Annotated in this window: 8 protein-coding genes and 5 pseudogenes; all 13 read left to right on the top strand. The window is 52.5% G+C overall.

The window, feature by feature from the left end:
• The first annotated feature begins 162 nt into the window (after nt 1–162).
• Nucleotides 163–642: an MGMT family protein gene (locus DXA97_RS14940; RefSeq protein ID WP_015514786.1), complete on the top strand. Its 480-nt coding sequence runs from the start codon at nt 163–165 to the stop codon at nt 640–642.
• Between the two features lie 156 nt (nt 643–798).
• Nucleotides 799–2,387: pseudogene (gene mobQ / locus DXA97_RS14930) on the top strand (MobQ family relaxase).
• Nucleotides 2,388–2,458: 71 nt separating this feature from the next.
• Nucleotides 2,459–3,106, top strand: a complete 648-nt coding sequence (locus DXA97_RS14925) for a CHC2 zinc finger domain-containing protein (RefSeq protein ID WP_182436923.1) — start codon at nt 2,459–2,461, stop codon at nt 3,104–3,106.
• Between the two features lie 13 nt (nt 3,107–3,119).
• The gene (locus tag DXA97_RS14920; protein ID WP_025579734.1) at nt 3,120–4,418 is read left to right on the top strand and encodes a virulence-associated E family protein; all 1,299 of its coding nucleotides are present in this window, start codon (nt 3,120–3,122) and stop codon (nt 4,416–4,418) included.
• Between the two features lie 253 nt (nt 4,419–4,671).
• Nucleotides 4,672–4,869 (top strand): hypothetical protein, encoded by a 198-nt coding sequence (locus DXA97_RS14915; protein WP_015514788.1) that lies wholly within the window; start codon nt 4,672–4,674, stop codon nt 4,867–4,869.
• A 6-nt stretch (nt 4,870–4,875) separates the two neighbouring features.
• Nucleotides 4,876–6,540: a recombinase family protein gene (locus tag DXA97_RS14910; protein ID WP_015514789.1), complete on the top strand. Its 1,665-nt coding sequence runs from the start codon at nt 4,876–4,878 to the stop codon at nt 6,538–6,540.
• 91 nt (nt 6,541–6,631) lie between these two features.
• Nucleotides 6,632–6,715 (top strand): annotated as a pseudogene (locus DXA97_RS14905) (Maff2 family protein); the annotation flags it as partial.
• Nucleotides 6,716–6,732: 17 nt separating this feature from the next.
• Nucleotides 6,733–7,601 (top strand): annotated as a pseudogene (locus DXA97_RS14900) (CD0415/CD1112 family protein).
• A 21-nt stretch (nt 7,602–7,622) separates the two neighbouring features.
• Nucleotides 7,623–8,033 carry a PrgI family protein gene (locus DXA97_RS14895; RefSeq protein ID WP_035290041.1) on the top strand — a complete coding sequence of 137 codons (411 nt, stop codon included), beginning with the start codon at nt 7,623–7,625 and terminating at the stop codon, nt 8,031–8,033.
• Nucleotides 7,981–10,410 carry a VirB4-like conjugal transfer ATPase, CD1110 family gene (locus DXA97_RS14890; protein ID WP_118720945.1) on the top strand — a complete coding sequence of 810 codons (2,430 nt, stop codon included), beginning with the start codon at nt 7,981–7,983 and terminating at the stop codon, nt 10,408–10,410. Before DXA97_RS14895 ends, DXA97_RS14890 begins: the two co-directional genes overlap by 53 nt.
• Nucleotides 10,407–11,287 (top strand): annotated as a pseudogene (locus DXA97_RS14885) (site-specific DNA-methyltransferase). The gene DXA97_RS14890 and the pseudogene DXA97_RS14885 overlap by 4 nt, the downstream one beginning before the upstream one ends.
• A 35-nt stretch (nt 11,288–11,322) precedes the next feature.
• Nucleotides 11,323–13,377 carry a CHAP domain-containing protein gene (locus tag DXA97_RS14880; RefSeq protein WP_118660503.1) on the top strand — a complete coding sequence of 685 codons (2,055 nt, stop codon included), beginning with the start codon at nt 11,323–11,325 and terminating at the stop codon, nt 13,375–13,377.
• A gap of 33 nt (nt 13,378–13,410) precedes the next feature.
• A pseudogene (locus DXA97_RS21090) lies at nt 13,411–13,551 on the top strand (DUF4315 family protein); the annotation flags it as partial.
• Nucleotides 13,552–13,643 lie beyond the last annotated feature (92 nt).

The raw sequence follows: 13,643 nt of genomic DNA, 5'->3' as shown, positions 1-13,643 counted from the left end.
TTTGTGGACTTGCCGCCCGGAAACACCTTGCGCTGCAAGCTGTTCCCGTTCAGCAAGTTTATTCAAATCCAATCACAATTACATTTTTCAAGATTATTTTCAAACCGTCTCATTGCATGGAGTAGTCTACTCCACTATAATTAAGGCAGGAGGTGTTGAGAAATGGCGAATGAAGATAAAAAAGATTTTAATGCCATGCTACACGATAGCAAGGATATGCCTAAATTTCAGACCATTACCGACCAGAAAAGCATTGAGAAATATGGCGGAAGCAGAATGTATTTTGCCCCGCCAATCGATTATGACAAGGTAATGAAACTAATTCCTTATGGCAAAGTAATTACTGTCGGAAAAATCCGTGAATATTTTGCTGAACTGAATGGAGCGGATTTCACAGAGCCTATTACAGCAGGAATTTTTGTATCTATTGCAGCATGGGCGAGTTACCAGCGTTCCGAAGATGAAACCCCGTATTGGCGAACCTTAAAGGCAAACGGGGAATTGAACGCAAAATATCCCGGCGGTATAGAAGCACAAAAGGAAAAACTGGAAGCAGAAGGCCACACAATTATTCAGAAAGGACGCACAAATATAAAGTATTTCGTAAAGGACTATGAAAGCGTTCTTTTTGATTTGAGATAGGAATTTTGAGTTGTAAAATATCCCATCATCGGGCCAACCTGACCCGAACTTTCAAAACTGAATACCAGCCGCCCACCGGCGGCACCACCGAGCAGGAAATCTTGAAACAGGTTCCCTGCTCTTTTGCCCGGACGCCGGGAGAAAGGAGGACACGACTTGCCATGCCCGCACTTTGATGTGAAAATCATCCAGCGCAGCAAGCGCCAGTCAGCCGTTGCGTCTGCCGCCTACCAGAGCGGGGAACGGCTGTTTTCCGAATACGACCAGAAACAGAAATACTATTCCCATAAAAGCGAAATCGTCCACACCGAAATCATGCTGCCGCCCCATGCCCCGCCGGAGTACGCAGACCGGAATACCTTGTGGAACGCCGCCGAAGCCATCGAAAAACAATGGAACTCCCAGCTTGCCCGGAGGTTCGTGCTTGCCATACCGAGGGAACTTCCCCGGTCACAGTACGCCGACCTTATCCGGGACTACTGCCGGGAGTTTTTCGTTTCCAAGGGCATGATTGCCGATTTTGCCATCCATGACAAGGGGGACGGAAATCCCCACGCCCACATCCTTCTTACCATGCGGGCGATGGACGAACAGGGCAAGTGGCTTCCCAAGAGCCGGAAGTCTACGACCTTGACGAGAACGGCGAGCGTATCCGGCTTGCGTCCGGCAGATGGAAAAGCCACAAGGAGGATACCGTGGACTGGAACGACCAGAAGTACGCTGAGATATGGCGGCAGGGCTGGGCTGACACAGCGAACCGCTATCTGGAAGCCATCGGCAGCCCGGAGCGCCTTGACCTTCGCTCCTATGTCCGACAGGGGATTGATAAAATCCCCACTGTCCACATGGGACCAGCGGTCAGCCAGTTGGAGAAAAAAGGCATACAGACCAACATCGGCAACCTGAACCGGGACATCAAAGCCGCCAATTCCCTCATGCAGTCTATCCGGCAGATGGTACGCAGCTTAAAGGGCTGGCTGTCCGGCCTGAAAGAGAAAAAGGCGGCGCTGCTGGAAGCGCTGGAACAGGCAAAGGAGCCGACCATCCCCGAACTGCTTTCCCGGTATCTGGATAAACGGAGCGAGGAACGTACCGGCTGGACTTCCAAGGGGAAGTTAAAAGGAACCGTTGGCGATTTCAACAAGGTTATGGAAGCCCTTGACTTCCTGCGGCAGAAAGAGATTTCCACCGTAGAGAGCCTTGACGCCTATCTGGATGAAGCCAGCGCACAGGCCGTTTCCATCCGTGAGGAAATCAGGCCGATGGAGAAACGTGTGAAAGAGATTGACCGGCTGCTTTTCCATATCGGGAACTTTGAAGCAAACAAGCCGGTTCATGCGAAATATGCCGCTATCCGCTGGAAGAAACCCAAGGAGAAATTTGCCGCCGACCATAAGGAGGAACTGGACGCCTACAACGCTGCCCTGCGGTATTTCAAGGTTCACCTTGATGGGGCGAAGTACAGCACAAAGAAGCTGGCCGGGGAACAGGCACAGCTTTCAGAGAATATCGCTTCCAAGACGGAAGCGCTGACTGCCGTACAGGAGGATGTAAAGATTTTGCGGGATGTGCGCCACTGGCTCAATCAGGTTTTACCATCCGAGCAGTACCGCCAGACCGCAGAGCCGGGAAAGAAACCGTCCATCCAGCAGGCGGTCAAAGGCCGGGAGCAGCGTATCCGGGAGGAACAGGCAGAGAAACACCAGCAGCCCCGCCGCCAGCAAAAACAGGATATGGAACTTTAACCAATCAGGCGCTTGCCATTTTCCCCGTGAGAATGACAGGCGCTTTTTCTATTTTCAGGAGGATTTGCCTATTGAATGTATTTGAAGCCGTGAAACAGTCTGTTACCACCCGGCAGGCTGCCGAGCATTACGGTATCCTGGTAGGGAGAAACGGGATGTGCGTCTGCCCCTTCCATGACGATAAAAACCCCAGCATGAAGGTTGACCGGCGCTTCCATTGCTTCGGCTGTCAGGCAGACGGGGATGTGATTGACTTTGTTTCCCGTCTGGAAAACGTCAGCCCCAGGGAAGCCGCCCTCATGCTGGCGCAGGACTTCTCCATCCCCTATGAGGATAAGGAGCCACCAAGCAGGAGCCGCCCGAAGCGAAATCCCCGGAAGGAAAGCCCGGAACAGCAATTTAAGCGCATGGAGCGATATTGCTTCCGGGTACTGTCCGACTATCACAATCTGCTGCGCCGCTGGAAGCGGGACTATGCCCCCAAGACGCCGGAGGAAGAATGGCACCCGCTTTTCGTGGAAGCCTTGCAGAAACAATCCCATGTGGAATATCTGCTGGATGTGCTGCTGTTCTCCGACATAGGGGAACGGGCTGCCCTGATTACCAGCTACGGAAAGGAAGTGAGGAACCTTGAGTGGAGAATGGCAGACCTTGCCGCCCGAACTGCGGCAGGCCGTGACGGACACCATCGAAGCCGCACCCCCGCCCCGGAGCGTTGAGGAAGTCAAGGCCATGCTGGAGGGCACCGAGAAAGGCGGCGTGCGGAACAGTATCCACAACTGCCTGACCGTGTTCCAGTATGACCCCATTCTTTCCGGGGCGGTTGCAAAAAATCTCCTGACCGAGCGTATTGACCTTCTAAAGCCCATCGGCAGGAAACGCAGAACCGGCAGCAAGGCCATGACCGACACGGACATGAAATATATCCGGCTGTATCTGGAAGATACCTACGGCCTGACAAGCGAGAAAAAGATAGCAGACGCCGCTGATCTGGCCGCAGACGCCAACAGCTACCATCCCATCCGGGACTACCTGAACGGCCTTGTCTGGGACGGGAAAGAGCGTATCCGCTACTGCCTGCGTCACTTTCTGGGAGCCGACACAGACAACTTCACTTACCATTCCCTGCGGCTGTTCCTGCTGGGAGCCATCCACCGGGCTTTCTGCCCCGGCTGTAAGTTTGAGGTCATGCTCTGTCTGGTTGGCGGTCAGGGAGCCGGGAAATCCACCTTCTTCCGGCTGCTGGCCGTAAAAGACGAGTGGTTTTCCGATGATTTGCGGAAGTTGGACGATGATAACGTGTACCGCAAGCTACAAGGCCACTGGATAATTGAAATGTCGGAGATGATTGCCACCGCAAACGCCAAGAGCATAGAGGAAATCAAGTCATTTTTAAGCCGCCAGAAGGAGGTCTATAAAATCCCCTACGAAACCCACCCGGAGGACAGGCTGCGGCAATGCGTGTTCGGCGGGACTTCCAATGCGCTGGACTTCCTGCCCCTTGACCGTTCCGGGAACCGGCGCTTCCTGCCGGTCATGGTCTACCCCGGACAGGCCGAGATACACATTTTGGACGATGAAGCCGCTTCCAGAGCCTATATTGAACAGGTATGGGCGGAAGCCATGACAACCTACAAAAGTGGCGATTTTAAGCTGTCTTTTACGCCCGAAATGATACAGTACCTCAAAGAACACCAGCGGGATTTCATGCCGGAGGACACCAAGGCCGGGATGATACAGGCATACCTTGACCGCTACACTGGCAGCGCCGTATGCTCCAAGCAGCTTTTCAAAGAAGCCCTGAACCACCCCTTTGACGAGCCGAAGCAATGGGAAATCCGGGAGGTCAATGACATCATGAACCACTGTATCACGGGATGGAAGTATTTCTCCAATCCCCGGATATTTGAAGGATACGGCAGGCAGAAGGGCTGGGAACAGGAAGCCCCGGCAACGGGCGCTGACAACGGACGTGAAAAAACGCCGGACGGATTTGTGGAAGTCACGGAGCAGATGGAACTTCCCTTCTGAAATATCCGGGAAAATCACAGCCGGTTGCCGACCCCGTTGCTATCCCGTTGCCGAGCCGGTTGCCGGGAAAAAGCCCGTAACTGCGGGCTTTTCTCCCCTCTGACAACCAAAGCAACAGAAAAATAAAAGAAAAAGTAAATAAACAATAACCCGCCAGACAGAGATTGTTTTCGAGGTTTTTTGAAGCCCGTTGCCGGACTTCGTTGCCGACCCTCTCCTGTCTGGCTTATTTCATTTATGGAGGTAACTGCCTATGGCAAAAAACAAAACTGAAATCCATGTCACAACGGTATTTGACGGCGAACTGGACGCTACGGACGTTTTCGTGAGCCTGATTGCACAGAAATACAGCCAGAGAAATGATAAAGAATATCTTGCGAAAAAGCAAGATTTAGAGTATAATAAAGACAAGGTTCAGCATGACCGTGTTCCGTCTGGATTGTGCGGGTAAACGGTTATGATGAACGGAATGGAATATACAGGCATGGACGCAATACTGGCGGGCAGCTTCCGGGCGGCTATTTATTGCAGGCTTTCCAAGGACGATGACCTTGACGGGGAGAGCGCCAGCATTGCAAACCAGCGGGATATGCTGGAAAACTACTGCGAGAAGCAGGGATGGGAGGTTGTTGCAGTCTATCAGGACGATGGCTACACGGGGCTGAACATGGAGCGCCCCGACCTGAAACGGATGTTGAAAGCCATCGAGCGCAGGCAGGCCAACCTTGTGATAACGAAAGATTTATCGAGGTTAGGCAGGAATTATTTGCAGACCGGCTTCCTGATTGAAGATTTCTTCCCCCGCCACGGCGTGCGCTATATCGCCATGAATGACGGTATCGACACCATGCGGGACAACAACGACATTGCGCCGTTCAAGAACATCCTCAACGAGATGTACAGCAAGGACATTTCCAAGAAGGTTCATTCCTCTTATCTGCTGAAAGCGCAGAAAGGCCAGTTTACCGGCTGCCTTGCCCCCTTCGGCTACCAGAAAGACCCGGAGGACAAAAACCACCTGCTGATTGACGAGGAAACGGCACCCATTGTCCGGCGTCTGTTTGCGTGGGCGCTGGAAGGACACGGCCCCAACTACATCCGGCGCAGGCTGGAAGAAGAAAAAATCCCCTGCCCGACCTACTGGAACCGGGTACGGGGGCTGCGGAACGTGTCAACCAAGTGGGAAAAGAAAGACCCGGTAAATGGGCGGTATATCTGGGACTTTACCGTGATTAAGGACATCCTGATGAATCCCGTCTATACCGGCGCTATCGCTTCCCAGAAGAAGGAATACCGCTTCAAAATCGGCACCATCGGGGAGAAGAAGCCGGAGGAATGGATTGTCGTGGAGAACCAGCATGAGCCGCTTGTTGACCGCAAGACCTTTGACATCGTGCAGCGCAAGCTGAAATCCCGGCAGCGCCCCCGCCAGACCGGGGAAATCAGCCTGTTTGCGGGGCTTATCAAATGCGGCGAGTGCGGGAAGTCGCTGACTATCCGCTACACCAACGAGAAGCACCCGAAGCAGATTTATTCCTGTAAGACCTACAATGCCTACGGGAAACAGCACTGTTCCCAGCACCGGGTTGAGTACGACACCCTGTACCGGCTTGTACTGAACAAAATCCGGGAGTGTGCCAGAGCCGCCCTGATGGACGGGGAAGCCGTTGCCGGGAAGCTGTCCGACACCTGCGAAGCCGAGCAGAAAGGCCAGCGGGAAGCGTTGGAACGCTCCCTTGCCAAAGACGAGGAACGGATTGACGTTCTGGAAAAGATGGTTCTGCGGCTGTATGAGGATATGGTTGCCGGACGTATCAGCGAAGCAAACTTCAATCTGCTGATGGAAAAGACGCAGAAGGAACAGGCCGAGTTGAAGGCGAGGGTTGAGGAAGGCCGGAAGAAGCTGGCCGATGAAATCCGGCTTGCGTATGACGCCCGCCAGTGGGTAGAAGCCATTCAGGAATACGCCGACATCACGGAACTGGACGCAGCTACCCTTAATCGCCTGATTAAAGAAATCGTTGTCCATGAGAGCATAGACAGCGATAAAACAAGACACATTTCTATCGAAATTCATTTTAATCTCAAACCCCTCCCGGAAGTGGAGCAGGTCACAGCCTGACCTGCCCCGCCGGGGCGGTTCTAAAAAAACTCCATAGATATTTCTTGACACGCCGCCGCCCGCCATCGAGCCGGTTTCCTACACCTATTTGGGTATGAAACAGCTCATGGCGGGCGGCGGCGTTGCCCTTATCGGTGGCACCCTTGTACCTCTGCTTTCCGGCCTGTTCGGTTAAGCGGCGGGTAACTGCCTATGCAGAGCATACTTGACGCGATTAACGAATGGATAAAGGAAATCCTCATTGGAGCCATTAACGGTAATCTGTCAACTATGTTCGGGGACGTAAACGAAAAAGTCGGAACTATCGCCGCAGAGGTAGGCAAGACCCCGCAGGGGTGGAACGCAGGCATATTTTCCATGATACAGAGTTTATCGGAAAATGTGATTGTACCCATTGCGGGGCTTGTCATTACCTACGTTCTATGCGTGGAGCTATCAGCATGGTAACGGAAAAGAACAATATGCACGATATTGACACGTTCATGTTCTTTAAGTGGTTTTTCAAGGCGTGGGTAGCGGTGTATCTCGTTACCCACACCTTTACTATCACTATGGCGGTGTTCGATATGGCGCAGCACGTTGTTTCCGGCGCGGCGGGCGTGATCGGCGGCAATACGAATATCGACGTTGACGCCGCCCTCTCGTCCATGCAAGCCGGACTTGACGCTATGGAAATCCCCGAACTGCTTTTGCTCGTTATGGAAACAAGCCTTGTGAGCCTTTGCATGAAAATCATGTCGGTGCTTATCACGGTTATTCTGTACGGCAGAATGATAGAAATTTACCTTTACTGTTCGGTATCGCCTATCCCGTTTGCAACTATGACCAACAGAGAGTGGGGGCAGATAGGCAACAACTACTTAAAAGCCCTGTTCGCCCTCGGTTTTCAAGGCTTCCTCATAATGATATGCGTCGGCATTTATGCGGTTTTGGTTGGCAGCATGATTGTAGCGGATAACCTACACAGCGCGATATTCTCCCTTGCAGCCTACACCGTGATTTTGTGCTTCTCTTTATTCAAAACAGGCACACTTGCGAAGTCAATTTTTAACGCCCACTAAAGACCGAAAGGAGGTTTTCACTTGGCGTATGTACCCGTACCCAAAGACTTATCAAAAATCAAAACGAAAGTCGCTTTTAATCTGACAAAGCGGCAGATTATATGTTTTGCGGCAGCCCTCGCTATGGGACTACCGCTTTTCTTTTTGCTCAAAGACAGCGCGGGAACAAGCATGGCGGCATTTGCAATGATTGTCGTTATGCTTCCCTGCTTCCTCTTGGCAATGTATGAAAAACACGGGCAGCCCCTTGAAGTCGTGATAAAGAACGTCATTCAGACAAAGTTTATCCGACCAAAGGAACGCCCCTATCAGACGGAAAATTTTTATGCCGTCATAGAAAAACAACGAAAACTGGAAAAGGAGGTATCGGCTATTGTCAATGGCAGAACGAAAAACCATGACCCGCGCGGTAAAAAATCCCGTGAAGCGTAAGCTGACCCGCGCAGAAAAGAAAGAAATCGCCGCCGTGATACAGGCGGCAAAGGGCGACGGGAAGCCCCACACCGCGCAGCAGACCATTCCCTACTTGCAGATGTACCCGGACGGGATTTGCAGGGTAACGGAAAAGAAATACAGTAAAAGCCTTGTCTTTGAAGATATTAACTATCAGCTTGCACAGGCAGATGATAAGACCGCCATTTTTGAAAACTGGTGCGATTTTCTCAACTACTTTGACGCTTCCGTTTCGGTGCAGCTCTCTTTCATCAATCAGGGCGCAAGAAAGGAAAAGGCACAGGCGGCTATCGAAATTCCGGCACAGGACGACGCTTTTAACTCTATCCGCAGGGAGTACGCGGATATGCTGAAAAATCAGCTTGAAAAAGGCAACAACGGACTGGAAAAGTGCAAGTACATTACCTTTTCCATTGAAGCGGACAATCTTGCGGCGGCAAAAGCCCGCCTTTCCCGTATCGAAACCGATGTACTGAATAATTTTAAGGTGCTTGGTGTAACCGCCCGCCCCATGAACGGACAGGAACGCTTGAACGTCCTGCATGGGATTTTCCACCCGGAGGGCGAGCCGTTCCGCTTCTCTTGGGACTGGCTTGTGCCGTCGGGGCTTTCTACAAAGGACTTTATCGCCCCGTCCTCGTTCCGTTTTGGCGACGGGCGCACGTTCCGCATGGGGCGAAAACTTGGTGCGGTATCGTTCCTTGAAATCCTTGCGCCGGAGCTGAATGACCGTATGCTTTCGGACATTCTCGACCTTGAAAACGGGATAATCGTCAATATGCATATCCGCAGTATCGACCAGAGCGAAGCAATCAAGACTATCAAGCGCAAGATAACCGACCTCGACAAGATGAAGATTGAGGAACAGAAAAAAGCGGTACGCAGCGGGTATGACATGGATATAATTCCGTCCGACCTTGCTACTTTCGGCAGCGAAGCAAAAAATCTGTTGCAGGATTTACAGAGCCGCAACGAGCGAATGTTTCTGCTGACGTTCCTTGTGGTAAACATGGCAGACACAAAACGGAAACTAGATAATGACGTATTTGCTACGGCGGGCTTTGCACAGAAAAACAACTGCGCTCTGACCCGCCTTGACTATTTGCAGGAAGCGGGCTTTATGTCCTCTATTCCTCTTGGGGAGAACCTTATCCCCATTCAAAGAGGGCTTACGACCAGTAGCACCGCTATTTTTATCCCGTTCATCACGCAGGAGCTTTTCCAAAGGGGTGCAGCCCTTTACTACGGCTTAAATGCCCTTAGTAACAACATGATACTCTGCGACCGCAAGCAACTGAAAAATCCCAACGGGCTTATTCTTGGAACACCGGGAAGCGGTAAATCCTTTGCGGCAAAACGGGAAATGACAAACGCCTTTCTCATTACCGACGACGATATTATTATCTGCGACCCGGAAGCAGAATATTTTTCCCTTGTGCAGCGTTTGGGCGGGCAAGTGATACGTCTGTCGCCTGCCGGAAAAGGCATGGACGGCAAGCCCCAGTATGTGAACCCTATGGATATTAACCTCAACTACTCCGAGGACGACAACCCGCTTGCCTTGAAATCCGACTTTATCCTTTCCCTCTGCGAGCTTGTTATCGGCGGCAAAGAGGGCTTGCAGCCCGTGGAAAAGACCGTCATTGACCGCGCCGTTAGGAATGTGTACCGACCTTTCCTTGCAGACCCCGACCCGGCAAAAATGCCGATTTTGGGCGACCTCTACAACGAACTGCTGAAACAGCCGGAGCCGGAAGCTGCCCGCATTGCGGCGGCATTGGAGCTTTATGTTTCGGGAAGTCTGAACGTCTTTAACCACAGAACGAATGTAGAGCTTTCTAACCGCCTTGTCTGCTTTGATATTAAGCAGCTTGGAAAGCAGCTCAAGAAATTAGGTATGCTCATTGTGCAAGACCAGGTGTGGAACCGCGTTACCGTAAACCGCGCCGAGAAAAAGGCAACCCGTTACTATATGGACGAATTTCATTTGCTTTTGAAAGAGGAACAGACCGCAGCCTATTCCGTGGAGATTTGGAAGCGTTTTCGTAAATGGGGCGGCATACCGACGGCAATCACACAGAACGTCAAAGACCTTTTAAGCAGCCGCGAAGTCGAGAATATCTTTGAAAACTCCGATTTTGTCCTCATGCTCAATCAAGCCGCAGGCGACCGGGCTATCCTTGCAAAGCAGCTTAACATCTCCCCGCAGCAGATGAAGTATGTAACCCACACCGAAGCAGGCGAGGGGCTTATCTTTTACGGGAATGTGGTGCTGCCGTTCATTGACCGCTTCCCAACCGACACCGAGCTTTACCGTCTGCTTACGACAAAGCCGGAGGAAGTGAGCAAGCCATGAAAACGGACGTAATCATCAACCGCGACGCCTCTATGCCCTGCGGGAGCTGCCGAGTGAAAGCGTGAACTGCTGCGTCACAAGCCCGCCCTACTATGGACTTAGGGACTACGGGCTTGACGCACAGATTGGACGGGAGGACACGCCGGAGCAGTACATTGACAGGCTTGTAGAAGTATTCCGGGAGCTGCGCCGGGTACTCAAAGACGACGGGACGTTTTGGCTGAATATCGCAGACACTTACTGCGGCACAGGCATGAAAGCGGGCTGCAAGCAAAAGGATTTAATCGGTATTCCGTGGCAGCTTGCTTTTGCCCTGCGCTCTGACGGGTGGTATTTACGCAGCGATATTATCTGGCTGAAAGAAAATCCTATGCCGGAGAGCTGCCGCGACCGACCGAGCCGCTGCTATGAGCATATCTTTTTACTGACGAAATCAAAGAAATATTACTATGACGCTGCCGCCATTGCAGAGCCGATTGCGCCGGGAACGGCTGCGCGGTACCGGCAGGGGCGCGGCGCAGGACACAAATATGCCGAGGAAATACCCGGACAGGGCAAGGTACAGGGTATCAATAAAACCCGCAGCGGCGGCTATTATGACGACGCTCTTATGCCGACCACAAGGAACAAGCGGGACGTTTGGCTTATCAATACCGTACCGTATAAGGGCGGGCATTTTGCCGCCTATCCCCCGAAGCTCGCGGAAACGTGCATACTGGCGGGCTGTCCGGCAGGCGGCGTTGTCCTTGACCCTTTCTTTGGAAGCGGCACCACCGGGCTTGCAGCGAAAAGCCTTGACCGCCGCTATATCGGCATTGAACTGAACGCCGAGTATTGCGCCCTTGCAGGGGCGCGGATTGGAGGTGCAGAACCATAAAGCAATACAAACCTCGTGATAAAATCACGCAGAAAATGACCCGCGACGGGGCTATCGCAGAAAATCAGACCACGGGAGACACGGAACGTATCAGCAAGCGGACGCAGGACGCGGATTTTCAGAAATCCCCGGAGCAACAGGCAGCACAGCTACAAGGTGCAGCTTCCCCGACTTCTCCCTTGCCCCATGTGCCGGGAGCTGCCCCCAAAGCGGACACAGGCAAAACGGAGCGCGTCATGGAGCATATCGAAGCCGCCCATACCCGCAAAGCGTCTAAAAAAGCGGTACGAAAGGCACAGGCGGAAGCTACCGCCGGGACGAAATCTTCCCGGCTGCAATTTACCGACGAGGAACGCGCTGCCCCGGAGCTTGAAAAGTATATCAAGAAATCCGACAAAGCCGCCGACCGCTTGGATAAGGCAAAGGCAGCTATCCCCAAAGAAAAGAAACTGGTAAAAGAGCGCACCTTTGACGAAACCACCGGGAAAGGCAAGACCCGCCTGCACTTTGAGGAAAAGGACAAGCCGCCCGGATTTAAGGAGAAGCACAACCCGCTATCCCGCCCCACACAGGAAGCCGGGATTTTGGTACATAACAAAATCCATTCTGTCGAAAAGGATAATTCCGGCGTGGAGGGCGCACACAAGAGCGAGGAAGCCGCAGAACGGGGATTGAAGTACGGGGCGCGGAAAATCAAGCAGGGCTACCGCAACCATAAGCTGAAACCCTACCGGGAAGCGGCAAAGGCTGAAAAAGCTGCTTTCAAGGCAAACGTGGATTTTCAGTATCATAAGACCCTGCATGATAACCCACAGCTTACCTCTAACCCTATTTCCCGTTTTTGGCAGAAACAGCAGATTAAAAAGCAGTATGCAAAGGAAGCCCGCAATACTGCAAAGGGTATCAAGGGCGCAGCGGAACGCACCCGCAAAGCGGCAGCCAAAGCCGCCGAGAAAACGAAGCAGACAGCGGCGTTTGTGGCAAGACACCCGGCGGGCGTGGCAATCGCTGTCGGGGCGCTGCTACTTTTCATTATGCTTCTGTCCGGGCTGTCCTCTTGTGGTGCAATGTTTTCCGGCACGTTAAACGGCGTGCTTGGAACGTCTTATACCTCCGAGGACAGCGACCTTGTGGAAGTGGAAAATGCCTATGCCGGACTGGAAAGCGGGCTGCAAAACGAGATTGACGCTATCGAAAGCACCCACCCCGGCTATGACGAGTACCGCTATGACCTTGCAAATATCGGGCATAACCCCCACGAATTAGCGTCCTATCTGACCGCAAAATACCAAAGCTACACCCGCGCCGAGGTACAGAGCGAATTACAACGGATTTTCAATCAGCAATACAAGCTGACGCTGACCGAGGAAGTGGAAATACGCTACCGGGAGGAAGAACGCACCGACACATGGACAGACGAGGACGGCAACGAGCATACGGACACCTATACGGTACAAGTGCCTTATGAGTATTACATCTTAAACGTCAAGATGACGAACACCCCGCTATCCACCATTGCGGAAAATAATCTGCCCCCGGAACAACTGGAAATGTACCGGGTGTACTTGCAGACAAGCGGGAACAAGCCCCTTATCTTTGGCGGCGGCTCTCCCGACACTTCCGCGTCCGAGGATTTAAGCGGCGTGGACTTTGTAAACGGAACGCGCCCCGGTAATACCGCTATCGTTGACCTTGCAAAGCAGCAAGTCGGAAATGTGGGCGGCTATCCGTATTGGAGCTGGTACGGCTTCAACTCCCGCGTGGAATGGTGCGCCTGTTTCGTGTCCTGGTGCTACGGGCAAATGGGACTTTCCGAGCCGCGCTTTGCCGCCTGCCAGTCGCAGGGTATTCCGTGGTTTACCTCTCACGGGCAATGGGGCGCGCGGGGCTATGAGAACATTGCCCCCGGTGACGCTATCTTTTTTGACTGGGATTTAGACGGAAGCGCAGACCATGTAGGGCTTGTTATCGGCAGGGACGCAAACCGCGTTTATACCGTGGAGGGCAATTCCGGCGACGCCTGCAAGATTAAGAGCTATCCCCTTGACTATGCCTGTATCAAAGGGTACGGGCTGATGAACTGGAACTGACACATTTTTGAAAATCGAAAGGAGAAAAAATTTATGGCAATGAGTAAAATCGAAAGAATTGAAAAGGAAATCCAAAAGACCCGTGAGAAAATCACGGAGTATCAGAACAAGCTGCGCGGACTGGAAGCACAGAAAACCGAAGCGGAAAACCTTGAAATCGTGCAGCTTGTACGCGCTATGCGTCTGACCCCGCAGGAGCTTACCGCTATGCTTTCCGGCAACGGTATTCCGGGCATTGCCCTATGCCCACAGACTATGACGAACAG

This window comes from Clostridium sp. OF09-36 (assembly GCF_003481985.1).
Taxonomy (GTDB): domain Bacteria; phylum Bacillota; class Clostridia; order Lachnospirales; family Lachnospiraceae; genus Brotaphodocola.
The sequence above is the reverse complement of the archived record's forward strand: the minus strand, read 5'-3'. Positions and strand labels throughout refer to the sequence as shown.

Excerpts from the sequence above, each read along its gene's own strand:
- DXA97_RS14915 (WP_015514788.1), top strand. The coding sequence starts at position 4,672 with ATGGCAAAAAACAAAACTGAAATCCATGTCACAACGGTATTTGACGGC.
- DXA97_RS14920 (WP_025579734.1), top strand. The coding sequence starts at position 3,120 with ATGCTGGAGGGCACCGAGAAAGGCGGCGTGCGGAACAGTATCCACAAC.
- DXA97_RS14910 (WP_015514789.1), top strand. The coding sequence starts at position 4,876 with ATGATGAACGGAATGGAATATACAGGCATGGACGCAATACTGGCGGGC.
- DXA97_RS14940 (WP_015514786.1), top strand. The coding sequence starts at position 163 with ATGGCGAATGAAGATAAAAAAGATTTTAATGCCATGCTACACGATAGC.
- DXA97_RS14890 (WP_118720945.1), top strand. The coding sequence starts at position 7,981 with ATGGCAGAACGAAAAACCATGACCCGCGCGGTAAAAAATCCCGTGAAG.
- DXA97_RS14880 (WP_118660503.1), top strand. The coding sequence starts at position 11,323 with ATGACCCGCGACGGGGCTATCGCAGAAAATCAGACCACGGGAGACACG.